25 protein-coding genes are annotated in these 26,623 nt (G+C 62.6%); 12 read left to right on the top strand and 13 right to left on the bottom strand.

The window, feature by feature from the left end:
• The first annotated feature begins 83 nt into the window (after window positions 1–83).
• The 4 genes from AC1DYF_RS36740 to AC1DYF_RS36725 all read left to right on the top strand — a co-directional run bounded on the left by AC1DYF_RS36740 (window position 84) and on the right by AC1DYF_RS36725 (window position 6,306).
• Entirely contained in the window at window positions 84–1,574 is a 1,491-nt protein-coding gene (locus tag AC1DYF_RS36740; protein ID WP_477883400.1) for a carnitine 3-dehydrogenase, read from the top strand.
• Between the two features lie 197 nt (window positions 1,575–1,771).
• Complete coding sequence (locus AC1DYF_RS36735; protein ID WP_477883398.1) at window positions 1,772–2,932, top strand: acyl-CoA dehydrogenase family protein; 1,161 nt, start codon at window positions 1,772–1,774, stop codon at window positions 2,930–2,932.
• A gap of 246 nt (window positions 2,933–3,178) precedes the next feature.
• Window positions 3,179–5,245 (top strand): acetate--CoA ligase family protein, encoded by a 2,067-nt coding sequence (locus AC1DYF_RS36730; protein ID WP_477883396.1) that lies wholly within the window; start codon window positions 3,179–3,181, stop codon window positions 5,243–5,245.
• A gap of 275 nt (window positions 5,246–5,520) precedes the next feature.
• Window positions 5,521–6,306 (top strand): carnitinyl-CoA dehydratase, encoded by a 786-nt coding sequence (locus AC1DYF_RS36725; RefSeq protein WP_477883394.1) that lies wholly within the window; start codon window positions 5,521–5,523, stop codon window positions 6,304–6,306.
• A gap of 27 nt (window positions 6,307–6,333) precedes the next feature.
• On the opposite strand, the gene AC1DYF_RS36720 is transcribed toward AC1DYF_RS36725, so the two are convergent.
• Together AC1DYF_RS36720 and AC1DYF_RS36715 are read right to left on the bottom strand one after the other, a co-directional pair.
• On the bottom strand, window positions 6,334–6,981 hold the full coding sequence (locus AC1DYF_RS36720; protein ID WP_477883392.1) for a response regulator: 648 nt from the start codon (window positions 6,979–6,981) through the stop codon (window positions 6,334–6,336).
• 94 nt (window positions 6,982–7,075) lie between these two features.
• Entirely contained in the window at window positions 7,076–7,477 is a 402-nt protein-coding gene (locus AC1DYF_RS36715; protein ID WP_477883391.1) for a hypothetical protein, read from the bottom strand.
• Between the two features lie 92 nt (window positions 7,478–7,569).
• Between AC1DYF_RS36715 and AC1DYF_RS36710 the strand changes: the two genes are divergently transcribed.
• Together AC1DYF_RS36710 and AC1DYF_RS36705 are read left to right on the top strand one after the other, a co-directional pair.
• Entirely contained in the window at window positions 7,570–7,914 is a 345-nt protein-coding gene (locus AC1DYF_RS36710; protein ID WP_477883389.1) for a DUF952 domain-containing protein, read from the top strand.
• Entirely contained in the window at window positions 7,911–8,999 is a 1,089-nt protein-coding gene (locus AC1DYF_RS36705) for a quinone-dependent dihydroorotate dehydrogenase (RefSeq protein WP_477883387.1), read from the top strand. Before AC1DYF_RS36710 ends, AC1DYF_RS36705 begins: the two co-directional genes overlap by 4 nt.
• On the opposite strand, the gene AC1DYF_RS36700 is transcribed toward AC1DYF_RS36705, so the two are convergent.
• The 3 genes from AC1DYF_RS36700 to AC1DYF_RS36690 are packed head-to-tail and all read right to left on the bottom strand — an operon-like array spanning window position 8,975 to window position 11,149.
• Window positions 8,975–10,318 (bottom strand): MATE family efflux transporter, encoded by a 1,344-nt coding sequence (locus AC1DYF_RS36700; protein ID WP_477883386.1) that lies wholly within the window; start codon window positions 10,316–10,318, stop codon window positions 8,975–8,977. The two genes, AC1DYF_RS36705 and AC1DYF_RS36700, sit on opposite strands and share 25 nt — an antisense overlap.
• 7 nt (window positions 10,319–10,325) lie before the next feature.
• Window positions 10,326–10,883 carry a CAP domain-containing protein gene (locus AC1DYF_RS36695; protein ID WP_477883384.1) on the bottom strand — a complete coding sequence of 186 codons (558 nt, stop codon included), beginning with the start codon at window positions 10,881–10,883 and terminating at the stop codon, window positions 10,326–10,328.
• On the bottom strand, window positions 10,880–11,149 hold the full coding sequence (locus tag AC1DYF_RS36690; protein ID WP_477883382.1) for a DUF6460 domain-containing protein: 270 nt from the start codon (window positions 11,147–11,149) through the stop codon (window positions 10,880–10,882). The genes AC1DYF_RS36695 and AC1DYF_RS36690 overlap by 4 nt, the downstream gene beginning before the upstream one ends.
• 91 nt (window positions 11,150–11,240) lie before the next feature.
• Here AC1DYF_RS36690 and AC1DYF_RS36685 point away from each other — a divergent pair, with 91 nt between their 5' ends.
• Both AC1DYF_RS36685 and AC1DYF_RS36680 read left to right on the top strand, forming a co-directional pair.
• Entirely contained in the window at window positions 11,241–12,179 is a 939-nt protein-coding gene (locus AC1DYF_RS36685; RefSeq protein ID WP_477883381.1) for a class I SAM-dependent DNA methyltransferase, read from the top strand.
• Window positions 12,180–12,593: 414 nt separating this feature from the next.
• Window positions 12,594–13,448: an arylamine N-acetyltransferase family protein gene (locus tag AC1DYF_RS36680; RefSeq protein WP_477883379.1), complete on the top strand. Its 855-nt coding sequence runs from the start codon at window positions 12,594–12,596 to the stop codon at window positions 13,446–13,448.
• 3 nt (window positions 13,449–13,451) lie between these two features.
• Here AC1DYF_RS36680 and AC1DYF_RS36675 read toward each other — a convergent pair whose 3' ends face one another.
• Complete coding sequence (locus tag AC1DYF_RS36675) at window positions 13,452–13,913, bottom strand: carboxymuconolactone decarboxylase family protein (protein WP_477883404.1); 462 nt, start codon at window positions 13,911–13,913, stop codon at window positions 13,452–13,454.
• A gap of 20 nt (window positions 13,914–13,933) precedes the next feature.
• Window positions 13,934–14,431 (bottom strand): RrF2 family transcriptional regulator, encoded by a 498-nt coding sequence (locus AC1DYF_RS36670; protein ID WP_477883377.1) that lies wholly within the window; start codon window positions 14,429–14,431, stop codon window positions 13,934–13,936.
• 124 nt (window positions 14,432–14,555) lie between these two features.
• Between AC1DYF_RS36670 and AC1DYF_RS36665 the strand changes: the two genes are divergently transcribed.
• Together AC1DYF_RS36665 and pdeM are read left to right on the top strand one after the other, a co-directional pair.
• Window positions 14,556–17,066: a ligase-associated DNA damage response DEXH box helicase gene (locus AC1DYF_RS36665; RefSeq protein ID WP_477883375.1), complete on the top strand. Its 2,511-nt coding sequence runs from the start codon at window positions 14,556–14,558 to the stop codon at window positions 17,064–17,066.
• A gap of 193 nt (window positions 17,067–17,259) precedes the next feature.
• Window positions 17,260–17,985 (top strand): ligase-associated DNA damage response endonuclease PdeM, encoded by a 726-nt coding sequence (gene pdeM / locus AC1DYF_RS36660; RefSeq protein ID WP_477883374.1) that lies wholly within the window; start codon window positions 17,260–17,262, stop codon window positions 17,983–17,985.
• A gap of 6 nt (window positions 17,986–17,991) precedes the next feature.
• Here the strand turns inward: pdeM and AC1DYF_RS36655 are convergent, their stop codons facing one another.
• The 6 genes from AC1DYF_RS36655 to AC1DYF_RS36630 form a co-directional block, all read right to left on the bottom strand.
• Window positions 17,992–18,780 (bottom strand): TIGR02186 family protein, encoded by a 789-nt coding sequence (locus AC1DYF_RS36655; protein ID WP_477883372.1) that lies wholly within the window; start codon window positions 18,778–18,780, stop codon window positions 17,992–17,994.
• Entirely contained in the window at window positions 18,777–19,700 is a 924-nt protein-coding gene (locus AC1DYF_RS36650; RefSeq protein ID WP_477883371.1) for a sulfite exporter TauE/SafE family protein, read from the bottom strand. Before AC1DYF_RS36650 ends, AC1DYF_RS36655 begins: the two co-directional genes overlap by 4 nt.
• 333 nt (window positions 19,701–20,033) lie before the next feature.
• Complete coding sequence (locus AC1DYF_RS36645; protein ID WP_477883369.1) at window positions 20,034–20,339, bottom strand: hypothetical protein; 306 nt, start codon at window positions 20,337–20,339, stop codon at window positions 20,034–20,036.
• Entirely contained in the window at window positions 20,339–21,532 is a 1,194-nt protein-coding gene (locus AC1DYF_RS36640) for an aminomethyl transferase family protein (RefSeq protein WP_477883402.1), read from the bottom strand. Before AC1DYF_RS36640 ends, AC1DYF_RS36645 begins: the two co-directional genes overlap by 1 nt.
• A 35-nt stretch (window positions 21,533–21,567) precedes the next feature.
• Window positions 21,568–23,079 (bottom strand): phytoene desaturase family protein, encoded by a 1,512-nt coding sequence (locus AC1DYF_RS36635; protein WP_477883367.1) that lies wholly within the window; start codon window positions 23,077–23,079, stop codon window positions 21,568–21,570.
• On the bottom strand, window positions 23,066–24,685 hold the full coding sequence (locus tag AC1DYF_RS36630; RefSeq protein WP_477883366.1) for a phytoene desaturase family protein: 1,620 nt from the start codon (window positions 24,683–24,685) through the stop codon (window positions 23,066–23,068). Before AC1DYF_RS36630 ends, AC1DYF_RS36635 begins: the two co-directional genes overlap by 14 nt.
• Before the next feature lie 150 nt (window positions 24,686–24,835).
• Between AC1DYF_RS36630 and AC1DYF_RS36625 the strand changes: the two genes are divergently transcribed.
• Window positions 24,836–25,621 carry a class I SAM-dependent methyltransferase gene (locus AC1DYF_RS36625; RefSeq protein WP_477883365.1) on the top strand — a complete coding sequence of 262 codons (786 nt, stop codon included), beginning with the start codon at window positions 24,836–24,838 and terminating at the stop codon, window positions 25,619–25,621.
• Window positions 25,622–25,683: 62 nt separating this feature from the next.
• Entirely contained in the window at window positions 25,684–26,337 is a 654-nt protein-coding gene (locus AC1DYF_RS36620) for a TetR family transcriptional regulator C-terminal domain-containing protein (RefSeq protein ID WP_477883363.1), read from the top strand.
• The last annotated feature ends 286 nt before the right edge of the window (window positions 26,338–26,623 follow it).

Here is a 26,623-nt window from a genome sequence, read left to right as displayed (position 1 = left end):
CATCAATCTCCCCCCTTGAGGGGGAGATGCCCGGCAGGGCAAAGGGGGGTGCCCCAACGCAAGACAAAAAAGGTTGATCGACAATGACATCCATCAAGCAAGCAGCCTGCATCGGCGGCGGAGTGATCGGCGGGGCCTGGGCGGCCCGGTTCGTGCTCGCTGGCATCGACACCAAGATTTTCGACCCGCATCCGGAAGCTGAGCGCATCATCGGCGAAGTCATGGCCAATGCCGAGCGCGCCTATGCGATGCTGACCGCAGCACCGCTGCCCAAAAAGGGCAAGCTGGCCTTCTGCAAGACCGTCGAAGAGGCCGTTCAGGGCGCCGACTGGATCCAGGAAAGCGTGCCGGAGCGCATCGATCTCAAGCGCAACGTCATCACCCAGATCGACGCCGCCGCCGACCCCAAGGCGCTGATCGGCTCGTCGACGTCAGGCATCATGCCGACCGAGTTGCAGCGCGACATGAAGCATCCCGAGCGCATGTTCGTCGCCCATCCCTATAACCCGGTCTACCTGCTGCCGCTCGCCGAACTCGTCGGCGGCGAGAAGACCTCCAAGGCCACCCTCGAAGACGCCAAGGCCAAGCTCGCGCCGATCGGCATGAAGGGCGTGATCATCAACAAGGAAATCGAAGCCTTCGTCGGCGATCGCCTGCTCGAAGCCGTCTGGCGCGAAGGCCTGTGGCTGATCAAGGACGACATCTGCGACACCGAGACCCTCGACGATGTCATCCGCTATTCCTTCGGCATGCGCTGGGCGCAGATGGGCATGTTCGAGACCTATCGCATTGCCGGCGGCGAAGCGGGCATGCGCCACTTCATTGCCCAGTTCGGCCCCTGCCTCTCCTGGCCCTGGACCAAGCTGATGGACGTGGTCGATCTCGACGACGCACTCACAGACAAGATCGCCAGCCAGTCCGACGCCCAGTCCGGCGCCCGCGGCATCCGCGAACTCGAACGCATCCGCGACCAGAATCTCGTCGGCATCATGCAGGCGCTGAAGTCCGGCGACGAAGGCCGCGGTTGGGGTTCGGGCAAGCTGCTCGCCGATTTCGAGGCGCATCTCTGGAAGATTGCGCCGAAGCCGGAGGTCAAGGCCAGCCAGGAGCCGATCGAACTGCTCAAGGTCAAGGTCCATCCCTCGTGGATCGACTATAACGGCCATATGACCGAATTCCGCTACAACCAGTGCTTCGCTGACGGCGGCGATGCCTTCCTGCGGCTGATCGGTGCCGATCTCGACTATGTCGCCGCCGGCCACAGCTATTACACCGCTGAAAGCCATACGCGTTTCCTCGGCGAAACCAAGCTCGGCGACGAACTCGCCGTCACCGCTCAGGTCCTGCCGAGCGACGGGAAGAAGATCCAGCTGTTCATGTGGCTGAAGCGCGTCTCCGACGGCGCCCTGATCGCCACCTGCGAACACCTGATGCTGCATGTCTCCTCCGCCGAAGGCAAGGTCGTGCCGCCGCTGCCGGAAGTGCTTGGCAAGTTCGAGACGCTGGCCAAGGCGCATGCCGGTTTGGCACTGCCGGATGGCGTGGGACGGCATGTGGGGCAGAAGAAGGCGTAGAGGCCGGAATTACCCCCCTCTGCCCTGCCGGGCATCTCCCCCTCAAGGGGGGAGATCGGACGTGGCGCTGCCCAGCACCACGTTGACCGTAGCGGCGGGCTGAGAGGCAAGATTGGGATCAATCTCCCCCCTTGAGGGGGAGATGCCCGGCAGGGCAGAGGGGGGTGCGCGGCATCCTCCATCCAAAGGAGGGAACAATGAATTTCGGATTGACCGAAGAACAGCAGATGATCGTCGACACCGTGCGGAGCTTCGTCGAAACGGAGATCTATCCGCTCGAAGACCAGGTGGAGAAGCAGGGCTTCGTGCCGCCCGAAATGGGCCAGGAAATCGCCCGCAAGGTCAAGGAACTCGGCTTCTTCGGCTGCAACATGCCCGAGGATGTCGGCGGCGCTGGCCTTGATCACCTCACCTTCACGCTGGTCGAGCGTGAACTCGGCCGCGGCTCGATGGCACTGACCGTCTTCTTCGGCCGCCCCTCCGGCATCCTCATGGGCTGCAATGCCGAGCAGCGCGAAAGATACCTGATCCCGGCCACCACGGGCGAAAAATTCGATGCGCTGGCCATGACCGAACCGGGCGCCGGCTCCGACGTGCGCGGCATGAAATGCTTTGCCCGCCAGGATGGTGACGACTGGGTCGTCAACGGCACCAAGCATTTCATCAGCCATGCCAATATCGCCGACTTCGTCATCGTCTTCATCGCCACCGGCGAGGAGCAGACGCCGAAGGGGCCGAAGAAGCTGATCACCTGTTTCCTCGTCGACCGCGGCACACCCGGCTTCGAAATCCGCGACGGCTACAGTTCCGTCTCGCATCGCGGCTATAAGAACATGATCCTGAATTTCGACGAATGCCGCTTGCCCTCGGCGCAGATCCTCGGCGAAGTCCACAAGGGTTTCGATCTGGCCAATAACTGGCTCTATGGCACGCGCCTGACGGTGGCCGCCAATTGCGTCGGCCGCGCCCGCCGCGTCTTCGACTATTGCGTCCCCTATGCCGCCGAGCGCAAGCAGTTCGGCAAGCCGATCGGCGCTAACCAGGGGGTCTCCTTCAAGCTCGCCGACATGATCACCGAGATCGACGCCGCCGATTTCCTGACGCTTTACGGCGCCTGGCTGCTCGACCAGGGCAAGCCGTCGAACCGCGAAATCGCCTCGGCAAAACTCTACGCCTCGGAAATGCTCGCCCGTGTCACCGACCAGGCCATCCAGATCTATGGCGGCATGGGCCTGATGGACGACCTGCCGCTCGCCCGCTTCTGGCGCGACGCCAGGGTGGAGCGCATCTGGGACGGCACGAGTGAGATCCAGCGGCATATCATCAGCCGCGAGCTGTTGCGGCCGTTTGGGGCGTAAGGTTTGCATCTCACGAGTTCACCCCTCACCAAGCGCGCCCAAGCACTCGACCTTTGGTCTCGCGCGGGCTTGCTATCCTCTCCCGCAAGGGGAGAGGCAGGGGTGCCACGAGCAGCCGCAGGTTTTTCCTCTCCCCTTGCGGGAGAGGATACGAAGGCCGGGTGAGCTTGCGAACCCTTGGCCGAAGTTGGTGAGGGGTAATGCCACGCCCACCGGCACATGCTGACTTTATAAATTGAGGCCTTGATGAAAACCCTTTCCCCTAATTCCCTCAACCGCCTGATCCGCCCGAAATCCATCACCGTGGTCGGCGGCAAGGAAGCCGGCCGCGTGGTCGAGCAGTGCAAGAAAATGGGCTACCAGGGCGACATCTGGCCGATCCACCCGACCAAGGACGAAGTGCACGGCTACAAGTGCTACCGCTCCGTCGCCGACCTGCCGGCCGCCCCCGATGCTGCCTTCGTCGGCGTCAACCGCAACCTCACCATCGACATCATGCGCGAGCTCCGCGACAAAGGCGCGGGTGGGGCGATCTGCTATGCCTCGGGCTTTTCCGAAGCCGTCAAGGAACTGCCCGACGGCCATGAACTGCAGGCAAAACTGGTCGAGGCTGCGGGCGACATGGCCGTGGTCGGCCCCAATTGCTACGGCTTCATCAACATGCTCGACGGCGCCCTGCTCTGGCCCGACCAGCACGGCATGATCCGCACCGAAAAGGGCGTCGCCGTCCTGACGCAGAGCTCCAACATCGCCTGCAACATCTCCATGCAGATGCGCGGCCTTCCCCTCGCCTATCTGATGACCGCCGGCAACCAGGCGCAAACCGGCCTTTCGGCTCTCGCCGTCGCCGCGCTGGAAGACCCGCGCGTCACCGCCGTCGGCCTGCATATCGAAGGTTTTGACGACCTCGAAACCCTGGAATTGCTTGGCAGGCGCGCCCGCGAACTGAAGAAACCGGTCGTGGCGCTGAAGATGGGCAAGTCCGAGGCCGCCCAGAAAGCCACCATCTCGCACACCGCCTCGCTCGCCGGCAACGACAAGGTCTCCGGCGCCGTGCTCGAAGGCCTCGGCATCGGCCGCGTCGCCTCGCTGCCGGAACTGCTGGAAACCCTGAAACTGCTGCACGTGGTCGGCACGTTGCCGACCAACGAAATCTCCTCGATGAGCTGCTCGGGCGGCGAGGCGTCGCTGATCGCCGACTCCGCCGTCGGCCGCAAGGTGAATTTCCGCGACCTGAAGCCGGAACAGCTGCCGGTTCTGCGCGAAACCCTCGGCCAGATGGTGACGCTCTCCAATCCTCTCGACTATCACACCTTCGTCTGGGGCAAGGGCGATAAGATCGAAACCGCCGTGTCGACCATGATGCAAGGCGGCTACGCGCTCAATATGGTGATCCTCGATTTCCCCCGTCTCGACCGCTGCGACCCGGCCGACTGGATGACCACCGTCAACGCCATCATCGCTGCCCACAAGGCCACCGGCGCCAACGCCGCTGTCGTCGCCTCGATGGGCGAGAACCTGCCGGAACATGTCGCCTTCACCCTGGTCGAAAACGGCGTCGTGCCATTCCTCGGCATCGACGAGGCACTGGCCGCGGTCGAAGTGGCGCATTTCATCCACCAGGCTTGGGCCGGACCAGCGCCCGCCCCGCTGCTGAAGGCCCCAGGCTCGGATGGCGAAGCTGCGACACTGACCGAGCATGAGTCCAAAGAAGCGCTGAAGCCCTTTGGCCTGCCCGTGCCAGCCGGTAAGTTGGTTGCCACGGCCGAAGAGGCCGCCAAAGCCGCTGCTGACATCGGCTTCCCCGTGGCGCTCAAGGGTTCTGGCGTTGCCCATAAGACGGAAGCCGGCGCGGTGAAGCTCAACTTGAAAACCGAGGCCGAAGTCATCGAAGCCGCTAACGCCATGGCCAGCGTCGCCAATGGTTTCCTCGTCGAGAAGATGGCCGCCAAGCCGGTGGCCGAACTGATCGTCGGCGCACTGCGCGACCCGGTTGCCGGTCCGGTGCTGACGGTCGGCGCCGGCGGCGTCCTGGTGGAACTGATGGATGATTCGGCGATCATTACCCTGCCGGCGACGAAAGAGGCGATCCGCAAGGCGATCGACGGGCTGAAGATCACCAAGCTGTTGAACGGCTATCGCGGCCAGGCCAAGGGCGACATCGCAGCCCTGGTCGACGCTGTCTCCGCCGCCGCCGATTTTGTTGCGGCCAAGGCTGCCGATATCGAGGAACTGGACATCAATCCGCTGATGGTGTTGCCGGAAGGCCAGGGCGTCGTCGCGGCGGATGCACTGGTGCGGATGAGGAAGTAGCCTGTAAGCGATGTTTGCCTGGGTGTGGTTTCACCCCTCACCAAGCGCGCCCAAGCACTCGACCTTTGGTCTCGCGCGGGCTTGCTATCCTCTCCCGCAAGGGGAGAGGCAGGGTGCCACAATTACGGGCCGCGTTTGGGGCAAGGCGGTGCCACAGGTTTTTCCTCGCCCCTTGCGGGAGAGGATACGAAGGCCGGGTGAGCACTTGCGAACCCTTGGCCGAAGTTGGTGAGGGGTAAATGCCCCTCGATTGAAATTGTCAGAGGGAGCACATTATGACCGACACCCCGATAAAAACCCGCCGTGAGGGCGGCATTCTGGAAGTCACCATCGACCGGCCGAAGGCCAATGCCATCGACCTGATCACCAGCCGCATCATGGGCAAGATTTTCCAGGATTTTCGTGATGACGAGACGCTGCGCGTCGCCATCATCACCGGCTCCGGCCCGAAATTCTTCTGCCCCGGCTGGGATCTGAAGGCTGCCGCCGCGGGCGACGCGGTCGATGGCGACTATGGCGTCGGCGGCTTCGGCGGCATGCAGGAACTGCGCGACCTCAACAAGCCGATCATCTCCGCCATCAACGGCATCTGCTGTGGCGGTGGCCTCGAAATTGCGCTTTCGACCGACATGATCCTCGCCGCCGAGCACGCCACGTTCGCCCTGCCGGAAATCCGCTCCGGCACGGTGGCCGACGCAGCCTCGATCAAGCTGCCGAAACGCATTCCCTATCACATTGCCATGGACATGCTGCTGACCGGCCGCTGGCTGGACGCCAACGAGGCGCATCGCTGGGGTTTCGTGAACGAGATCCTGCCCGCCGACAAGCTGATGGAGCGCGCCTGGGAACTCGCCCGCCTGCTCGAAAATGGGCCGCCGCTGGTCTATGCCGCGATCAAGGAAGTCGTGCGCGAGGCCGAGGGCAACAAGTTCCAGGACACGATGAACAAGATCACCCGCCGCCAGCTCAAGACCGTCGACATCCTCTATGGCAGCGAGGACAATCTCGAAGGCGCCCGCGCCTTTGCCGAGAAGCGCGACCCGGTCTGGAAGGGAAAGTAATTCAGATAAGCCGTGACGCTGCCAACCTTACCCCGGCAGCGTCACGCCGATCTTGCCGAGCTGGATCACCGCCTGCGTGCGGCTGTCGACATCGAGCTTCAGCAGGATCGCCGAGACATGCGCCTTGATGGTCGCCTCCGAGACGCCGAGCTCATAGGCGATCTGCTTGTTGAGCAGGCCTTCGCCGATCATGCCGAGCACGCGGGTCTGCTGTGGCGTCAGCATTTTTAGCCGGCTAATCAAGCGCTCCATCTCCGGGTCGTGCTCGCGGCCGGCGTCGAAACCCGGCGGCACCCAGATGCCGCCCTGGCGCACTGTGTCGATCGCATCGCGGATTTCGTCGATGCCGTTCGATTTCGAAATGAAGGCCGAAGCGCCGAGTTCCAGCGCCCGCCGGATCGTCGGCTGGTCGTCGCTGGCGGAGATCACCGCGACGGGAATGTTGGGATATTCGGCGCGGATCATCATCAGCGCCGATAGTCCGCTGGCGCCCGGCATGGTCAGGTCGAGCAACATCRGATCGGCATCGGGATAGTCGGCCGCCGCCTGGCGGGCGGTGACGAAATCGCCCGCCTCGATCACCCGCGCACCATCCTCCATCGATAGCGCCTGCTTTAAGGCCCCGCGAAACAGCGGATGATCATCGGCAATGATGATTGTTGCGGCGCCAGCCATTGTCCCCCCACGGCGCGGCTTGAGCGCCGCATCCATTTTTCTCCATCTGGATAGAACAGCGCAATCAGGCTGGCTTTTCAAGGAGAAAAGCCGTTCAGAGATTGCAATCCTTCTGGTTTTCCCGGCTCATTGCCATGAAATGGCGCATGGCCTTGTCCATCATCGTCAGCGCCCGGTCGAAATCCTCGCTGGATTTGTCTTCCTTGAAGCCCGGCTCGAGACGATCGCCTTGCTTCGGCTCAATGCCAGCCTCCGGCCGTGCCTTCTCCTCGCCGGCATCCGGCCGCATAGCCTGCTTGTCGGCATCGGCCGAGATCGGACCGCAGCGGAAACTGTCGACCTCGTCGCGGCAGAAGGTCATCACGCCGGTGACCGTATCGAGCCGCACGAAGCCGCCTGAGACGGAGATCAGCTGGTAGCGCGCCGTTTCATTGCTCTGAGCGAAGGCAGGGAATGCGGTGAGGACGAAAAGGGCGGCCAGGAGTTTCGCTTGCATCGGTTTTCCTCCGTTTTGGGGATCTGGCAATGTTGCAGGCCTTCCCGGCGGCGGCAAAAGGCGTTAGGAGGCCAGAAACCGGAGAGACGCACATGGCAACTATTTACAAGATCGTTTCCGCCGATTTATGGCGGGCGGCCGAAAAAGCCGGCCTGTTCACCGGCGCCGGCATCGATATCCAGGATGGCTACATCCATCTCTCCACCGCTGCCCAGGCAAAACGCACCGCGGAACTCTATTTCCACGGCCAGCAGGGCCTGCTGCTGGTGGCCGCCGACGGCGCCGAGCTGGGCGATGCACTGAAATACGAGCCCTCGCGCGGCGGCGACCTTTTCCCGCATCTCTACGGCCACCTGCCGCTCGAAGCCGTGCTCTGGGCCAAGCCGCTGCCGCTCGACGCCGCCGGCGACCACATCTTCCCGGAGCTGCCGGAATGAGGGATGCACTCTGGCCTCTGATCCGCGCTGGCCTGTTCCGCATCGATCCGGAGACGGCGCATGGCCTGTCGATTGTCGGCCTGAAGAGCTCCCTCGCCCCCGCCTGCGCACTGCGCGCGGACCCGCGGCTGAAAGTGGAATTGGCCGGGCTCAGTTTCCCCAATCCGCTCGGCCTGGCCGCCGGCTACGACAAGAATGCCGACGTGCCGATGGCGATGCTCAAACTCGGCTTCGGCTTCACCGAAATCGGCACCGTCACGCCGAAGCCGCAGACCGGCAACCCGAAACCGCGTCTCTTCCGGCTCGTCGCCGACGAAGGCGTAATCAACCGCTTCGGCTTCAACAATGAGGGGCACCAGGCCGCGCTCACGCGTCTGCAAGGCCTGCCGGCCTCAGCCCTGATCGGCGTCAATATCGGCGCCAACAAGGACGCCGCCGACCGCATCGCCGACTATGTCGCCGGCATCAGGACGTTCTATTCGCTGGCGCGCTATTTCACCGCCAACATCTCCTCGCCCAACACGCCGGGCCTGCGCGACCTGCAGGCGCGCGAAAGCCTCAAAGCGCTGCTCGACGCCGTGCTTTCCGCGCGGGACGAGGAGGGCCGGAAAGCCGGCCGGACCGTGCCCGTCTTCCTCAAGATCGCACCCGATCTGACCGAAGAAGGCCTCGACGATGTCGCCGCCGAAGCTTTGGCCAGCAAGCTCGACGGCCTGATCGTCTCCAACACGACGCTGTCGCGCGACGGTCTCAAGGACCAGGCCGCCGCGAAGGAAGCCGGCGGCCTTTCCGGCAAGCCGCTGTTCGACAAGGCCACGACGGTGCTGGCAAAAATGCGCAAGCGCCTCGGCCCGGCCTTCCCGCTCATCGGCGTCGGCGGCATTCACTCGCCGGAAACGGCGGCAGAGAAAATCCGCGCCGGCGCCGACCTGATCCAGCTCTATTCAGCCATGGTCTATGAAGGTCCCGGCCTGCCCGCCCGCATCATCAAGGGTCTGTCAGCACTCTGCGATCGGGAGAAACTGGCGTCGATCCGCAGTATAAGGGACACTCGGCTGAATTATTGGGCCGAAAGGAAAATCTGATCCCTGAGCTTCGGCAGTGCCTGCGCCAGCGTGATGCCGCGTAGCAGCAGGAAGATATTGAGCGACAGCCAAAGTCCGTGATCGCCGGCGATCGGCACCAGCACCACCAAAGCAATGATATAGCCGACGAAAGCCATCAGCATGCGGTTGCGCATCGCATGCGACCAGGTGGCGCCGATAAAGACGCCGTCCATCAGGAAGGCGGGACAGCCGGTGAGCGCCGTCAGCGCCGCCCATGGCAGGTGCGCATAGGCGATCGCGCGCACCGGCTCCGATGTCGTCAGGAAATCGATCACCGGCCCGCCCACCGCCATGACCAGCAATCCTGTCAAAGCCGCTAGACCGAGCGACCACCACCAGGTGAGTTTCAAGCCACGGTCGAAGGCTGGGCGGAAGCGCGCACCGATCGAACGGCCGATGATCGTCTCGGCGGCATTCGCCAGCCCGTCGAGCCAGTAGCCGGAGATCATGAAGAAATTCATCAGCACCGCATTGGCGGCCAGCGTCACCGGACCGAGGCCAGCACCGGCGCGCGTCAGCAGCAGGAAGGCCGCCAGGAGCAGGAAGGAACGCACCATGATATCGCTGTTGAGCGAAAACAGGCTCAGCAATTTACCCCGGTCGAACAGGCCAGATATCAGCCACGGATTGCGCCGCCGAAAGCCGGCGAGAATGATGGCGATACCAACCAGCGCACCCACGGTCTCGCCGGTGATCGTCGCCAGCGCAATGCCGGAAATGCCCCAGCCGAGGACCAGGCCAAGCACGATACAGAGCACGATATTGATGCCGTTGATCAGCGCCTGCAGCAAAAGCCCGATGCGCGAACGGCCGCAACCGAGCAGGTAGCCGAGGATGGCGTAATTGGCCAGCGCCGCCGGCCCTGAGAGGATACGGATCGAAAACCAGCGGCTCGTTGCAGCCGCCGCACCCGGATCGGGCGACATGATCCAGAGGCCGACCTTGAGCAACAGCGGTCCGAGGATGACGATAGCGACGCCGAGCGCCACGGCCAGGATCAGCGCTCGCCAGAACACCGCCTCCTGCTCGTCCCACTCACCCCTGCCCCAGGCCTGGGCAACCAGCGCCGTGGTCGAAGCACGCAAAAAATTCAGCGAAGCGAAGATCAGGTCGAACAGGACTGCGCCGATCGCCAGCCCCGCCAGCACATTGGGATCGCCGAGCCTTCCGGCCACCGCGGTCGACGTGAAACCGAGAAGCGGAATGGTGAGGAAGCCGAAGGTCATCGGCAGTGCCAGGCCAAGCACCATGCGGTGCGTGACCTCGAAGGCGCCCGACGAGCCCGTCTTCTGCTCCATCAGGCCCTCACAGGAACATCGGCGGCATGCCGGCCGCGGCCGGCGGCTGGGTGACCCGGCAGAGCACCATGGCCCAATAGGGAATATTGCCGGTGCCGGGATTGCGCGCCTCGACCACGCCGACCGAGTCATAGCGGCCGAGCATGTTTTCCAGGTGATGCGGCGAATGTTCCCAGGCCGACACCGCCTCCTCGATCGATTGCTGACCGGCCGCGATGTTTTCTGCCGCCGGCATCGGCACGTCCTGCCGCTTCATCCGGGCGAAGAAGCTTTTGTCCGGGCCGATGAAATGGCTCATCTTGCCATAGCTCGACATGCGCACCGCCTGGTCCTGGGCCGCCGCGACCACCACCTTCGCCACCTTCAACGGCGGCAATCTGTGCCGGGCGCGGATCGCGTTGACCAGCGGCAGGGCCGAAGCGCTGACATCCGCCGTCGCGCTGTCCTCTGCAGGTGCCGCCGGCGCAAGCACGGAGCTCGTGCTGCAGGCCGAAAGCAGGATCAGGCCGGCAGAGGAAGCAAGCCCGGCCAGAATCCGCCGCCGGGAGAGAGAGTGAGAGTTCAAGACTTACGCCAGTTCAGAATACGAGAGATGATGAAAAGCGGGATGACGATCACAGCCCCCAACAGCAGATAATCGCCGACCTTGCCGAGCGCGGCAAAGCCGTTGCGCCAGAGATCGAAAAACACGTGCCGGATCCAGTAGAGGATATTGCCCGGATAGATGCCGAACGTGCTCATGACGAAGCCGACAACGACGCAGAGGATAATCAGCTTGACGACTGTCCGCATGGGCGTATCACCCAGAATACGGTTGAAACCGTCCGCCATGCCCATCTCCACCTTTGATTCGGAATGAATCGCTTGACCGCCACTCGCGGCCAAAATTAGACAAACTCTGTTTCAAAGCAAAGAAAAAGCCATGGCCCCTGCCGGAAAACGCAATCTCACCTCTGGCGACCTCGTCGCCGACCGCCGCGCCGACTATGCTTCCATGCTCGCCGAAGGCGGCGACCCCGCTGCCGCTGCCGAATTGATGGAGCAGGCACTGGAACTCGCACCAAGCTGGGCCGCCGGCTGGTTCCGGCTCGGCGAGTACCGCGAAAAGGCAGGCGCAACAGGCGCCGCCGACGCCTATCGGCGCACGCTGGAACTCGTACCTGACGACATTTTCGGCGCCAGCCTGAAGCTCGCACTGATCGACAGCGCCGCCCATCCCTCGCTACCGCCGAGCCGTTATGTAGAGGGCCTGTTCGACGACTATGCCGACCGTTTCGACACGGCATTGGTCGAGCGACTGGGCTACAGCGTCCCCGGCAAATTGATGCGGCTGATCGAAGCGCACCGGCCGCCGCCTTACGGCCACGTGGTCGACCTCGGCTGCGGTACCGGCCTGTTCGGCGGGGAAATCCACGGTCGATGCGCGATGCTGGAGGGCTACGACCTCTCGGAAAACATGCTTGCCAAGGCCGAGAATAAAAATCTTTACGATCACCTCGCCAAGGCCGACCTGTCGCTCTCGCCCGAGACCTCCCGCCTGTTCGGCGACCGCGCCCTCCACCGCGCCAACCTGATCGCCGCCGCCGATGTGATGATGTATCTCGGTGACCTCGATGCTGCCTTTGCCAATGTGGCTGCGCTGATGAAGCCGGATGGGGTTTTTGCATTTTCGGTGGAGAAGGCTTTGGCCGCTGAAGGCTTTGAACTCAAGCAATCCCTACGCTATGCGCATTCTGCCGACCATGTCGAGAAGATGCTGGCTGGGCATGGGATGCAAACGTTCGCAAGTGAGGAAACTATCATCCGCATGGATGCGGGTGAGCCGATTATCGGTCTGCTCTTCCTGGCCAACGCGATGTAATTGCCCCTCACCCTAACCCTCTCCCCGTAAACGGGGCGAGGGAATCCGCTCCGAGTTTGCCTCACGGCAGACATCCGCAGACGCTCGAAAGACGCGAAGACGGCGCCCCAGGTCCCTTCTCCCCGTCACTACGGGGAGAAGATGCCGGCAGGCAGATGAGGGGCATGGCACGACAGATGATTATCGGCGACAGTTCCTCTACGGCCACGTGCCCGCCTAGCGATGTGATTTGACCGCCGATCCCAAGACGCATATTTTACGGCCAACAACACTTTTCGCCTGACATTCAGCGCCAAGGGGAGGATGATGTCATGGAAACAGCAGGCGGTGCCGTGAAAATCGTTCCCTATACCCTCGTCCATTCCGGTCCAAAAATCCGACGCAGAAATTTCCCTCACCCGAGATGACCCGGCAATGACGGAAGAGACCTTCGATCAGGCTGCCTGGCTGGCACGCATCGGCTATCGCGGTGCTGTGACGCCGACGATCAAAACGCTGCAAGGATTGATCTCCGCTCATTCGTCGGCGATCACTTACGAAAGCATCGACATCCTGCTCGATCGTCCGCCGCGACTGGACATCGCCTCGCTGCAGGCAAAGATGATCGACGGCGGGCGCGGCGGCTACTGTTTTGAACAGAACATGCTGTTCCGTGCCGGGCTGCGCTCGCTGGGCTACGACATCACCAGCCTGCAGGCGCGTGTCGTGCGCGGCCTGGACATCGACGCGCCGCGGCCGATGCTGCACATGGTGCTGCAGGTCAACCTGCCGGAAGGTCCCTATCTTGCCGATGTCGGCTTCGGCAACCTTGCCCCCACGGCCGCCTTGCGGATGGAAACGGACATCACACAGCCGACGCCGCACGAACCGATGCGCTTCATCGCCATGGGCGACGAACTGGTGCTGCAATCATGGCTCGGCGACCACTGGGAACATATCTACCGCGTCGTGCGCCTGCCCCGCGTCGATGCCGAATATGAAATCTGCAACTGGTTTACCGGCACGCATCCTGAGAGCCCCTATCGCGCCAATATCATCGCGGCCCTACCGGGCAGGGACGCGACACGGCTCACCCTATTCAACAGGCGCCTCAAGATCCGCCAAGCCTCCGGCGAGGCGGAACTGAGAATGCTGACGGATGACGCCGAGTTCTACGACGTCCTGACGGGCCTCTTCGGGCTGCGGATGACGGATGACGACATCCACCGGGCGCTCACGAATATGCGGGAAAGAGCGACAGCGGGGCCGCCCCATCCCTTCTTCGCCTGACTATCAGGCGGCCTTGGCCGGCTTGCCGATCGGATGCGGGGCACGGAAGCCGACCGCCAGCCGATTCCAGACATTGATCGCGCCGATCGCCACCGTGATGTTGGTCATCTCGTTTTCGCTGAAATGCTTTTTCAGCTCTTCGAAGACCGCGTCCGGCGCGCCGGTCTGGGCGATATTGGTGACGGCATCGACCCAGCCGAGCAGCGCCCGCTCCTTGTCATCGTAGACAGGTGATTCCCGCCAGACCGACATCAGGTTGATCCACTGTTCCGACAGACCGTCATGGCGCGATTCCTTGACATGCATGTCGACGCAATAGGCGCAGCCATTGATGATCGAGGCACGCAGCTTGATCAGATGGATGAAGCGGCGGTCGAGGCCGGAATTCTGGACATATTCTTCGAGCGCCGAGACGGCCTTGTAGGCATCGGGAGAAGCCTTGGCGAAATTGAAACGCGGATGCATGGTCATTTCCTCTTCTTGGGTCAGGTTGATCTTCGTTCGTGAAGCTCGAGAAAGGCGCAGCCCCTGGCGGCAACCGCACCGGATGTGTCATGCGCCGCCACCTCGCCAAGAAGTTCGGCAATGGTGACGCGGCCGAGTTCGGCGCGATAGGCGCGCTCGGCTCTCAGCATGGCCGCATTGATCTCGCAGGGGCGCACCGGTTTTTCCGGCAGCGGGCTCGGCCCACGCTGGCGGATTTCGGCACAGCGAAAGGCCGGTTCGGAACCTTCGACGGCCAGCACGACATCGAGCAGAGTGATCTTTTCCGCTGTCTTGGCGAGCCGGTAGCCGCCCTTCGGTCCCGGCACCGTTTCAAGGATGCCCGCACCCGACAACGCCTGCAAATGCTTGAGCAGATAGCTCGGCGAAACCCCATGAAACTCGGCCAGCGCCGCTGCCGCGAGCACGCCACCGGGCGTCAGCCCTGCCAGCATTGCCACGCTGTGGATTGCCTGTTCGACGCCGTCACTAAGCTTCATCGACCTGCTCCTTAATCATGGATAATTTATATCCATGATTATCCGTTCCGTCAAGCGGCTTTCTGCAGCTATTGCCAAGCGGCCCGAAACGTCTATCTTCGTCCTGAACGAAAGAGGAACGACCATGGACGCAAAAACGGAGAGGAGCACGGCAATCACGCTGCCGCCGCCGTTTTCGACCTGGTTCGCCTCCAAAGGCTGGCAGCCGCGCGAGCATCAGCTCGGCCTGCTCGAAAAGACCGCTGGCGGCCAATCGGCCCTGTTGATCGCCCCGACCGGCGCCGGCAAGACCCTGGCCGGTTTCCTGCCGTCGCTGATCGACCTCAATTCCCGCGGCAAGAAAAGGCCGGGCACCGCCTTCCAGGGCATCCATACACTCTACATCTCGCCGCTGAAGGCGTTGGCCGTCGACATCGAGCGTAATCTCGAACGGCCGGTCATGGAAATGGCCCTGCCGATCGAGATCGAGACCCGCACCGGCGACACCTCGCAACACAAGCGCACCCGCCAGCGCCTCAATCCGCCCGACATATTGCTGACCACGCCGGAACAGGTGGCGCTGCTGATCTCGTCGAAGGAGGCGGAACGTTTCTTCAAGGACCTGAAATTCGTCATCTTCGACGAATTGCATTCACTGGTGACCTCGAAGCGCGGCCATATGCTGGCGCTCGGCCTGGCGCGGCTGCGAAAACTGGCGCCGGGCCTCATGACCATCGGCCTCTCCGCCACCGTCGCCGATCCCGATGACCTGCGCCGCTGGCTGGTGCCGCAAATCCCGGGCGAAGACAATCTCTCCGCCCTCGTCACCGTTCAGGGCGGCGCCCGGCCGATCATCACCATTCTCGGCACGGAAGAGCGCATCCCCTGGCAGGGCCATTCGGCGCGCTATGCCATGGGCGAGGTCTACGAAGCGATCAAGGAGCACAGGACGACGATCCTGTTCGTCAATACCCGTTCGCAGGCCGAACTTTTGTTCCAGGAACTCTGGCGCATCAACGAGGACAGCCTGCCGATCGCGCTGCATCACGGTTCGCTCGATGTCGGCCAGCGCCGGCGGGTGGAGACCGCCATGGCCGACAACCGGCTGCGCGCCGTCGTCGCCACCTCCACCCTCGATCTAGGCCTCGATTGGGGCGATGTCGACCTCGTCATCCATGTCGGCGCACCGAAGGGCGCCTCGCGGCTGGCCCAGCGTATCGGCCGCTCCAACCACCGCATGGACGAGCCAAGCCGGGCCATTCTCGTGCCGGCCAACCGTTTCGAAGTGATGGAATGTCAGGCGGCGCTGGACGCCAACTATCTCGGCGCCCAGGACACGCCGCCTGTGGGCCAGGGCGCGCTTGACGTGCTCTGCCAGCACATTATGGGCCTCGCCTGCGCCGACCCGTTCGATGCACTCCAGGTCTATGACGAGATCACCACCGCCTCGCCCTATGCCGACCTCTCCTGGGAGACGTTTGAGCGGGCGCTCGATTTCGTCGCCACCGGCGGATATGCGCTGAAAAGCTACGAGCGCTACGCCAAGATCCGCAAGACCAAGGACGGCCTCTGGCGCGTCTCCAACCCCGCCTTCGCCCAGCAATATCGCCTCAATGTCGGCACGATCGTTGAATCGCCGGTGCTCAATGTCCGGCTGGTGAAATCCGGCCGCGGCACGGCGGGTCGTGGTGGGCCGGTGCTCGGCCAGGTCGAGGAATATTTCCTCGAAACCATGTCGCAGGGCGACACATTCATGTTCGGCGGCAGGGTGCTGCGCTTCGAAGGCATTCGCGAGAACGAATGCCTTGCCTCGGAAGCCCGCTCCGCCGATCCGCGCATTCCCGCCTATGCCGGTGGCAAGTTTCCGCTTTCGACCTATCTCGCCGACGGCGTGCGCGCCATGATCGCCGATCCGGAAAAGCGCCGCGAACTGCCCGACCAGGTGCGCGACTGGCTGGCGATCCAGGCGGAGAAATCCGTGCTGCCGAAACGCGACGAACTCCTGATCGAGACTTTTCCACGCGGAAACCGCTTCTATATGGTCGCCTATCCCTTCGAGGGGCGGCTGGCGCATCAGACGCTCGGCATGCTCCTGACCCGCCGGATGGATCGCGTGGGGCTGAAGCCGCTGGGCTTCGTCGCCACTGACTATTCGCTCGCCGTCTGGGCGCTGGAGGATATTGGCGCCTTCTTCTCGACGAAAAAGACATCCGTGTCCGAACTCTTCGATGAGGATATGCTGGGTGACGACCTCGAAGCCTGGCTCAACGAAACCTGGTTGCTGAAACGCACCTTCCGCACCTGCGCCGTCATCGCCGGCCTGATCGAACGCCGCCATCCCGGCAAGGAAAAGACCGGCCGCCAGGTCACGGTGTCCGCCGACCTGATCTATGACGTGCTGCGGGCGCATGAGCCGGACCACATCCTGCTGGAGGCGACGCGGCAGGATGCCGCAAAGGGACTTTTGGATATCCAGCGACTTGGCGATATGCTGGCACGAATCAAGGGGCACATCAAACTGATGCGCCTCGACCAGATTTCGCCGCTCGCCATACCGATCATGCTGGAAATCGGCAAGGAATCGGTGGCCGGCGCCGCGGATGAGGCACTGCTGGCGGAAGCGGCGGATGATTTGATACAGGATGCGATGAGTTGAACAATGTGATTGGTTTCAGCGCGGAGCTACCCCCCTCTGCCCTGCCGGACATCTCCCCCTCAAGGGGGGAGATTGACTCGTGGCGACCTCTCGCCCCAGCCTCGACATCTAAAATCTGGCAAGCAGTGTGCCCCCAGCCAATCTCCCCCCTTGAGGGGGAGATGTCCGGCAGGACAGAGGGGGGTATCGCCGAATGAACCGCCTCGCCAGAATCTCCCCAGACCATCAATCCCTCACCGCCCCCGCCTGCGAATCCGAACTCGCCGGCCAGACGCTCCTCTTCGACCCCGCCGGCGCCATGCTCCTGCCCGAACATGGCCTGCTCTGCATCTCCGACCTGCATCTCGAAAAGGGAGCAGCCTTCGCCCGCCGCGGCCAGCTCCTGCCGCCTTGGGACACGCTGGCGACGCTGCGCATCCTCGAAAGCGTCATCGCCCGCCACAATCCGAAAATCGTCGTCTCGCTCGGCGACAATTTCCATGACCGCATCGGCTCCGTTCATATGCCGGTGGAATTCCGCCTGATGATCAACACCATGGCGCGCGGCCGCGAATGGATCTGGATCAACGGCAACCACGACCCCGACGGCGTCACCGATCTTGCCGGCATCTCCGCCGATACGCTCGATTATGCCGGCCTGCATTTCCGCCACGAGCCGCAGAAGGCGCCGCAGGCGGGCGAGATTGCCGGCCACCTGCACCCGGCCGCCACACTCTGGCGCAAGGAGCGCGCCGTGCGCCGCCCCTGCTTCGCCATCGACGGCCGGCGGCTGATCATGCCGTCCTTCGGTGTCATGACCGGCGGACTCGACATCGACAACCGCGCCTTTGCCGGCCTGTTCGAAAAGGAGCGGCTAACGGCGCATATGCTGAGCCAGGGCCGCATCCACTCCTTCGCCTATCACATGCTGCGCGGCTGACCGCAATCAGTCCTTGCGGAACATCAGGCTGGCGCCCCAGCCGGTCATCACGGCCAGCAGCACGGCAAAGAATCCATAGAACAGCGGCCGCTGCTTGGCGGCAAAGGTGATGCTTTCCTCGAGCCCGGTCTTCACCACCTCAAGCGTCATCTGCTTCTCGGCGACGAAAACACCTTTGCGGAACAGCACGGCTCGGATCGTATGCGTGCCGTTGGGAATATCGGCCGGGATGTGAATATTGGCCTGGAACAGCGACGACGAGATGAAGGTCACGCCGCCCGGATTGCTCTGGTAGAGTTTCGATCGCTGCTTCAGCGCCATGAAGGCGTCGCGATACTCATCGATATCAGAGGCGCGTCCGGAAAACGTCGAGGGCACGATCTTCACCCGCGGGAAACCCACGCTGAATGTAAAGAGTTCCGCCGGCTTGGCGATCAGGTCGATCGCCCTGGTCGAGGCCATGGAAAACGATTCCGGCATATATTCGAAGGTGACCGAGTGCCGATTGATCCAGACGCCGGCGACACGCTCCTTCTTGCGTATGGTGATGAAATCACGCGGCCCTTCCAGCGACACGACGATGTCGTAACCACCATTCTTCAGCAACTCCGGATCGGCATTGTCGACCGCGCCGAACACTGTCACATCGGTGCCGGCAAAATCCGGGGCGATGGCGATCTCTTTTGAACTGACGCCGATATTGACCGCTTCCGGCTGCAGTGACCGGTCGACATCCGTCTGCGCCAGAACCGGCGCCGCGGAGAGGATCAGCAATGCTGCCACAAGCCATTTCATCGACCGGACCCGGCATGTGCGAGCGAATAGAGATTGCCCGGCGGCACGAACAGATCGATTGCCAGCCGCAGGCCGACAGCCAGGATCAGCATCGCCAGCAGCGCACGCAGCTGCTCGGCTTTCAGCCGTTGACCGACCCGCACGCCATATTGCGCCGCAACGACGCCCGACAGCATCAGGATGAAGGCCAGCACGATATCGACCGAATGGTTGGTGACCGCCTGGATGATGGTCGAATAGGTCGAGACGAAGATGATCTGAAACAGCGACGTGCCGACCACGACGCTGGCCGGAATGCGCAGCAGATAAATCATCGCCGGCACCATGATGAAGCCGCCGCCGACGCCCATGATCGAGGTCAATATGCCGACGCCGAGCCCGAGCCCGATCACGGGGATCACCGAGAGGTAGATCTTCGATTTCTTGAACCGCATCTTCAGCGGCAGCTTGTGCACCCAATTGTGCGGATTGCGCTGCACCACAGGCGCTTCGTTGCGGCGCGCCCGGCGGATGGCGTTGACGCTTTCCCACATCATCATCGCGCCGACAGTGGTCAGCAGGATGACGTAAAGCAGCGAAATCACCAGGTCGAGCTGGCCGAGCACCCGGAGCACGCCATAGATCCAGACGCCGATCGTCGCGCCGACGAGGCCGCCGGCCAGCAGAACCGAGCCGAGTTTCAGGTCGATCGTGCCGCGCCGGAAATGCGTGATCGCGCCCGAGATCGACGAAGCGATGACCTGGTTGGCGCCCGTCGCCACCGCGATCGCCGGCGGCACGTTGTAGAAAATCAAAAGCGGCGTGATCAGAAAGCCGCCGCCGACGCCGAACATGCCCGACAGGAAACCGACGGCCGCACCCATGCCGAGGATGATGAAGATATTCACCGACAGCTCGGCGATGGGCAGGTATATCGTCACGCCATTTCCTCGGAGACAAATAGAAATTCGACAGGCCGGATATTTTCAGGCCTGTTACGAGTGTCTTACGTCGAATTTAAGATATCCTTGCGCTGCCCAATTGTGGCTGTCAACTGCAGTGCAGCAATGTTTCGATATTTAATTAATTATGAATTTCGCTGGTTAATCCATGGGTTAAGTAGAGATTTAAATCGTCCTCGCGGATCGCGGCCACCCCTCTGCCCTACCGGGCATCTCCCCCTCAAGGGGGGAGATTGGGTGGGGGCACCCTCTCGCCCCCATCTATCGTCATATCCCGGAATTCGGCGTTTGTTGCTGGTCAAGCGCGTGCCCCTAGCCGATCTCCCCCCTTGAGGGGGAGATGTCCGGCAGGACAGAGGGGGGTGTTTCGATCTCCAAACCGGCCCTCACCCTCTCCACCTTCTCAATCCACTCTCCACCCATATGGTACGCTCTCAACGCATCCACGGCATCCTCGCCATCCAGCCGCGAACAGATGCGGTAAATCTCCAGCACCTCGGCGCTCATCTCGCCAGTCCTAAAGAAATACATCGCCGCGGCATAGCGCGTCCGGCCGGACCAGTCCTCGCCGGTGGGCGAGAGAATCAGCCGCCAGTTCTCGCGCGCTTCGTCATCCATCACATCAGTCCGGGCGGATTGGCGCCGCGCCGGTCGAGCTTCAGGAAAGGCCGCGGCACGATCTTCACCGGCTTCATCAGTTTCTGGTAGTTGAGCTCGCGCAGCGCATAGATCTCCACCCAGAGATCGCCCAAAATCTTCTCACCATAGGGCCGCGTCAGGCTGGCAATGGCGATATTCTTCTTGAGGATCGGCGACCAGGCCGAGGCAGTGATGATGCCCACTTCGCGCTTCTTGCGATGATAGATCAGCGATAGCGGCCCGGCGACATTGCCCTCGACCTCCAGGCCGACGAGAATATGCCGGAGCGTCTTCTTTTCGCGCGCCTTGACGATCGCATTGCGACCGTTGAAATTCGGCTTCTCCAGATCGACCAGCCAGTCGAGCCCGATCTCGTCGGGCAGGCGAAGCCTGTCTTCGCGCAAAGCAGTCTCCGAGGTGACGAAATCGGCATTGGCAACGATGAAACCGGCTTCGACACGGGCATGGTTGAGCGCCGCATAGCCGATGGCGCGCAGTCGGTTCTTTTCGCCCACCGCCATCAGCCGGTCCCAGAGGCTCAGCGCCTGCTGGCGCGGACAGAACAATTCGTAGCCTAGATCGCCGGTAAAGCCGGTGCGGGAGATGACGACGCTGTCGCCCTCGTGCGGGAAACTGGCGAGATGGAACGGTTTCAGGTTCTCGACGCCATCAAAACCGGCATCGCGCAGCACCACATACGAGACCGGCCCCTGCAGCGCCAGGCCGGCAATGTCCGTGCTTTCGTCGCGGATCGTCACGTCAAAACCCTCGGCACTGTCGAGCAGCCAGGGCAGATGCCGTTCCTGCGAGCAAAGGCGGAATTCCTGGCTGCCGAGGCGGAAGAGCGTGCCGTCATCCAGCACATAACCTTGGTCGTCGCACCAGCAGGTATAGTGGACGCGGCCGACGCCGAGCTTGCGCACATCGCGCACTGTCAGCCGGTTGCAGAAAGCCTCGGCATCCGGCCCGCTGATCCGGTATTTCGTCATCGGTGAGATATCGAACAAAGCCGCCGTCGAGCGGATGGCAAAATATTCGAGCTCCTCGTCAGCGAGCGTGTGCGGCGCCTTGTAGCCCGACCAGCCATACCAGTCATTGTTGATGTTGAGTGCCGCGAGCCGCGCATGAAACGGGCTTTCTTCCAGCGGCAGCAGCACATGGCCGGCCTGCATGGCACGGACATTGCGGGAGAGGTTCGGGATCTGGTTCATGCGTCTCTCCTCGACAGGATATATTTCGCCGCATTCATCCCCGGCACGCCCGAAATGCCGCCGCCCGGATGGCTGCCGGCACTTGCGAGATAGAGACCGGCGAGCGGCGTGTCATAGCCTGAAACCGCAAAAGTCGGGCGGTTGAGCAGCATCTGGTCGACCTGCAATTCGCCGTGATGCCAATGACCGCCCGGCATGTTGTAGCCCGCCTCGATATCCGGCGGCACCAGAAGTTCGCTTGATTTGACCAGCGCGCCGATGCCCGGCGCATAACCTTCCAGCACGGCCATGATCGCCGCCAGGAATTTCGGCTTGCCGCTCGCCCAGCCCTCGCGCAGGTCATAGGGCGCATATTGCACCACGGCCGACAGCGTCGGCGGCAGCGAGGCGTCGAAGAGGCTCGGCAGGATGATCTCCATCACCGGATCGGCGGAGAACTCGCCATACTTTGACGGGTTGAACGCCTCCTCGACATGGCGCACGCCGCGCGCGATCACCAGCCGGCTCCTGAGATTGGAGGGCAGTACGCCGGTGAATTCCGGCAGTCTGTCCAATGTCAGCGTCAGCCGGGCGGCATCGCCCTTGCTGCGCACGTGCTTCATGCTGGTCACGAGATGCGTGTCGATCTCGCCCGGCGCGGTCAGTTTCCTCAGCGTTGTCGCAGGATGGATGGCCGAGACGATCGCCTTGGCGGAAATCTCCTCGCCGCTTGCCAGCACGACGCCGGTCGCCTTGCCGCGCTCCGAAACGATCTTCGCCACCGGCGCGTGGAAACGGATCTGGGCGCCGGCCTTGACAGCCGCCTGCTCCAGCGACCGCGCCACAGCCGCCATGCCGCCCTTGGGCACGAACTGGCCGCCGGCAGCGCCATTCGCCTCGCCGGTCAGGCGATAGTAGAGGCCGAGCAACGATGTCGGAGAGCGCGGACCGAGATGGATGCCGAGCGTCGCGTCGAACGAGACGAGCCCCTTCAGCCGATCATCCCTCAGATATTCGTCGGCGATATCGGCAACATTCATCAGCAGCATACGGGCGAAATCGCGCGCCTCGTCACGACCGTGACGGATCACGCCAAGGCCGGTCAGGCCGAGATCGATCAGGTCGCTGAAGGCGATCTCGCCCGGACGCGGCGGCCGGCGGCCGAGAAACCGCTTCAGCATGATCGCCTGCATCAGCAGCTTCTTGCGCAGCTCGCCCCAGGCTTTGGCCTCGTCGGCGCCGACGCCCTCGACGGTTTCCCCATAGCCGCCGCGCAGGATGGCCGGGCCGCGTTCGGGATCGAGCACCACGGAGGGCAGCAATTCGCCAGCGAAGGCGCTGGCATCGACGCCGAGACCCTTGGTCACCTCTGGCGACAGCCGGTTGATGACATGGCCGAGACCGATGGCGCCGCCGGCCTTGTCGGAGGCTTCGAGCACCAGCACCTTGCGGCCGGCCTTGGCGAGGAAACCGGCGGCCACAAGCCCATTGTGCCCGGCGCCGATGATGATTGCGTCAAAGGATGTCATGGGCGGGGCTCATATGTTCGCGGGATTTCTTGAGGTCACGGAGGATTTCGGCCGCCGCATTGCGGCCCGGCGCGCCCATGACGCCACCGCCCGGATGGGTGGAGGAGCCGCAGATATAGAGCCCGTCGATCGGGCTGCGATATTGCGCATAGCCAGGCACCGGCCGGTTGAACAGCAGCTGGTCGAAGGTCAGTTCGCCCTGGAAGATATTGCCTTCCGTCAGCCCGACTTCGGCCTCCAACTCGCGCGGCGTGCGCACTTCCATATGCAGGATACGATCACGGAAACCCGGCGAATAGTCCGCGATCTGGCTGACAACGCTGTCAGCAAAGGCATCGCGATCGGCATCGGTCCAGTCGCGACCCTCGACCTTGGGCGGGCAATATTGCACGAAGCAGCTCATGAAATGCTTGCCCGTCTCGGCCATGGTCGGATCGAGCGTCGTCGGGATCATCGTATCGAGGAAGGGATCGGCAGACCAACGGCCACTCTTCCAGTCGTCATAGGCCCGCTCCATCCGCTCGACCGTGTCGGTAAAATGCAGGTCGCCCTTGATGCAGGTCGAATTCTCAGGCAGCGCCGGGAACTCCGGCAGGCCTTCGAGCGCAATGTTCACCTTGCCCGACGATCCCCGCATTTTGAAATGTTTTACACGATGGACGAACCGTTCCGGCAGCTCCTTCTCCTCGACCAGCTTAAGGAAGGTGCGCTTCACATCGGCATTGGAGACGACGAAATTGCCGCGCACTTCCGTGCCGTCGGCGAGCGCCACCCCTTCCGCCTTGCCGTTCCGGACGATCACCTGGCTGACCTCGCTGTCGGTCAGGATCGTGCCGCCCGACGCCCTGAACGACGAGGCGAGCGCCCGCGTCACCGCCCCCATGCCGCCGCGCGCATAGCCCCAGGCGCCGACCGAGCCGTCGACCTCGCCCATATAGTGATGCAGCAGCACATAGGCCGTGCCGGGCGACATCGGTCCAAGCGCTGTGCCGATAATGCCTGATATCGCCAGATAGGCCTTGACCACATCTGTCTCGAAATATTCGTCGAGAAAGTCGGAGATCGACATGGTCCAGAAGCGCAGCGTCTGAGCCAATTGCTCCGGGCTGAAATCGCCGACCTTCTTGGCCAGAAACATCAGCTCGCCGAGATCGCGTGGCTTGAACGAGAATGGATCGGGCGCAGTGCGCATCAACAGCGGCTGGATGAAACGGCACTGGCGCGTCACGTCGCGGGCATAGCGCTCATAAGCTTCGGCGTCGCGGGCCGAATAGCGGGCGAATTCGCGGCGGTGCTGGTTGTGATCGCGATAGCTTGCCAGATAACCGCCTTCGCGCGTCAGCACGGCACCGCCCTCATAGGCGACGATCTGCAGGCCATGTTTTGGCAATTCGAGATCGCGCATGATCTCCGGCCGGAACAGCGAGCAGACATAGGAACAGTTGGAATAATAGACCCCCGGCGTCAGCTCGCGGCTGACTGCGGCACCTCCTACCCACGGGTTCTTTTCCACCACCGCGACATTCAGCCCGGCGCGCTGCAGATAGCAGGCCGCGACCAGTCCGTTATGCCCGCCTCCGATCATCACTGCATCATATTTCGGCATAGCGCTCCCCATCCATTGCCTGGAGATTTGCCATGAAAAGCATGATCTTGTCCAGTTATTTTGAATGAACATTCAGCAAGAATCTTGCAATTGACTGAAAATGCGATAGGATTTCTACTCCTCTGAACGGCGGAGAATGGAGAGACCGGGATGACCGAGGATGCGCCTGAATATGATGATGTGCATATGCGCTTCCTGGAACTGCTCTGGGGCGACGGCTATCTTTCGCCCGGCGGACCGGCGGAGGTGGAGCGCGTGCTCCGGCATGTCGATCTCACGGGCAAGCGCGTGCTCGATATCGGCTGCGGTTCGGGTGGCATCACGCTGTTCATTGCCAAGCAATTTCAGCCGGCCCGGATCGTCGGCTTCGACGTCGAACTGCCGGTTATCGAAAGCGCCCGCCGCCGCGCCACCGCAGCTGGCCTCGCCGACCGCGCCGAATTCACCCAAGCGTCCCCCGGCCGCCTTCCCTTCCCGGACGAGAGTTTCGATGTAGTCTTCTCCAAGGACGCCATGGTGCATATCCCCGACAAGGACGCAATCTTCGCCGAGATTTTTCGCGTGCTCAAACCGGGCGGCAGCTTTGCCGCATCCGACTGGCTGATCGGCCACGACGGCGAGCCGACGTCGGAGATGCGAGCCTATATCGCCGCCGAGGGACTGTCCTTCGGCATGGCCTCGCCAAGGCGCTACGCCGAGGCAATGCGTAATGCCGGCTTCACCGATATCCGCACCGAAAGCCGTAACGGCTGGTATCGTGAGGAAGCGGCGCGGGAATTGAAACGGCTGACCGCCGACCTATATGACGAGGCTATACGGCTGACCGGCAAAGCTTTTGTTGACAAGAACATAGCCACCTGGACCGCCATGCAGAAGGTGCTTGACAGCGGGGAACATTGCCCTACGCACTTGAGCGCAACAAAACCCGGCACGTGATTTGGCAAGCTGACTTGCTGGATAGTTCGCGCCAGAAATCTCTCCTGAACAGGCAATCCGGCATGGATATTGCTCCGGCAATCGAACCCGACAAGAAAAGCCGCAAGGCATCGAAGGAAACCCGACAGCAGCAGCTGATCGAGGCGACGATCGATTCGCTCGCCAAGCGCGGCTATGCCGACACCACGCTTGCCAATGTCGCCGATGGCGCAGAGCTGTCGCGCGGCATCGTCAACTTCCATTTCGAGAGCAAGGAAAAGCTGCTCATCGCGACCCTGCAATATATGGCGGGCGAATATTCCAGCCATTGGAACACTGCGCTGGAAAAGGCGGTACCAACGGCGGCGGGACGCCTCTGGGCACTGCTCAACGCCGATTTCGACCGGAAAATCTGCACCAAGCGCAAGCTCGCCGCCTGGTGTGCCTTCTGGGGCGAGGCCAAGTCGCGCCCGACCTACCAGGCCCTCTGCGGCGCCAGCGACCTCAATTACCAGAAGACATTTGTCGATCTCTGCGCCGAGATGAAGGCCGAGGCGGATTATGCTTACGATCCCGAGCCCATGGCGCTCGGCCTCTGCTCGATGATGGAAGGCCTGTGGTTCCGGCTGATGATGAATGATGGGCTGAGCCGCGAAAAGGCGCTGGCCGCGGCGATCGAATATGCCGCGGCGGTGTTTCCGAAGCATCTGTCGACGAAGGGGTTGGTGAAGAGGTAGGGCTGCATTGAGCGTCGTCTCTGCGGTTACCCCCCTCTGCCCTGCCGGGCATCTCCCCCTCAAGGGGGGAGATTGGATGGGGCACCGCTTTGCCCCAAACAGCCGTCTATCGCCCAGTTCTCGACTGATATTTGAGCCGATGAGCGCGCCTCCTGCCAATCTCCCCCCTCACATGAGGATTTTGCTGTCAAGGTATGAGTTAGGGATTTCCTGTTTGTTCGACGGGTTGGCCTTCCTGTTCGTCCCGACCTTACGGTTTTGTATGGCATCGCGCGCAGAGCGGGGC

Source organism: Rhizobium sp. P2_G9 (assembly GCF_056403475.1).
Note: the sequence above shows the minus strand (reverse complement) of the source record. Positions and strands in the feature narration are given on the sequence as shown.

Coding starts and splice junctions, on each gene's coding strand:
- pdeM (WP_477883374.1), top strand. CDS start 17,260: ATGAACCGCCTCGCCAGAATCTCCCCAGACCATCAATCCCTCACCGCC.
- AC1DYF_RS36690 (WP_477883382.1), bottom strand. CDS start 11,149: ATGGCGGACGGTTTCAACCGTATTCTGGGTGATACGCCCATGCGGACA.
- AC1DYF_RS36725 (WP_477883394.1), top strand. CDS start 5,521: ATGACCGACACCCCGATAAAAACCCGCCGTGAGGGCGGCATTCTGGAA.
- AC1DYF_RS36740 (WP_477883400.1), top strand. CDS start 84: ATGACATCCATCAAGCAAGCAGCCTGCATCGGCGGCGGAGTGATCGGC.
- AC1DYF_RS36635 (WP_477883367.1), bottom strand. CDS start 23,079: ATGACATCCTTTGACGCAATCATCATCGGCGCCGGGCACAATGGGCTT.
- AC1DYF_RS36670 (WP_477883377.1), bottom strand. CDS start 14,431: ATGAAGCTTAGTGACGGCGTCGAACAGGCAATCCACAGCGTGGCAATG.
- AC1DYF_RS36630 (WP_477883366.1), bottom strand. CDS start 24,685: ATGCCGAAATATGATGCAGTGATGATCGGAGGCGGGCATAACGGACTG.
- AC1DYF_RS36680 (WP_477883379.1), top strand. CDS start 12,594: ATGACGGAAGAGACCTTCGATCAGGCTGCCTGGCTGGCACGCATCGGC.
- AC1DYF_RS36710 (WP_477883389.1), top strand. CDS start 7,570: ATGGCAACTATTTACAAGATCGTTTCCGCCGATTTATGGCGGGCGGCC.
- AC1DYF_RS36705 (WP_477883387.1), top strand. CDS start 7,911: ATGAGGGATGCACTCTGGCCTCTGATCCGCGCTGGCCTGTTCCGCATC.
- AC1DYF_RS36645 (WP_477883369.1), bottom strand. CDS start 20,339: ATGGATGACGAAGCGCGCGAGAACTGGCGGCTGATTCTCTCGCCCACC.
- AC1DYF_RS36730 (WP_477883396.1), top strand. CDS start 3,179: ATGAAAACCCTTTCCCCTAATTCCCTCAACCGCCTGATCCGCCCGAAA.
- AC1DYF_RS36700 (WP_477883386.1), bottom strand. CDS start 10,318: ATGGAGCAGAAGACGGGCTCGTCGGGCGCCTTCGAGGTCACGCACCGC.
- AC1DYF_RS36665 (WP_477883375.1), top strand. CDS start 14,556: ATGGACGCAAAAACGGAGAGGAGCACGGCAATCACGCTGCCGCCGCCG.
- AC1DYF_RS36640 (WP_477883402.1), bottom strand. CDS start 21,532: ATGCAGGCCGGCCATGTGCTGCTGCCGCTGGAAGAAAGCCCGTTTCAT.
- AC1DYF_RS36620 (WP_477883363.1), top strand. CDS start 25,684: ATGGATATTGCTCCGGCAATCGAACCCGACAAGAAAAGCCGCAAGGCA.
- AC1DYF_RS36715 (WP_477883391.1), bottom strand. CDS start 7,477: ATGCAAGCGAAACTCCTGGCCGCCCTTTTCGTCCTCACCGCATTCCCT.
- AC1DYF_RS36675 (WP_477883404.1), bottom strand. CDS start 13,913: ATGCATCCGCGTTTCAATTTCGCCAAGGCTTCTCCCGATGCCTACAAG.
- AC1DYF_RS36655 (WP_477883372.1), bottom strand. CDS start 18,780: ATGAAATGGCTTGTGGCAGCATTGCTGATCCTCTCCGCGGCGCCGGTT.
- AC1DYF_RS36625 (WP_477883365.1), top strand. CDS start 24,836: ATGACCGAGGATGCGCCTGAATATGATGATGTGCATATGCGCTTCCTG.
- AC1DYF_RS36735 (WP_477883398.1), top strand. CDS start 1,772: ATGAATTTCGGATTGACCGAAGAACAGCAGATGATCGTCGACACCGTG.
- AC1DYF_RS36685 (WP_477883381.1), top strand. CDS start 11,241: ATGGCCCCTGCCGGAAAACGCAATCTCACCTCTGGCGACCTCGTCGCC.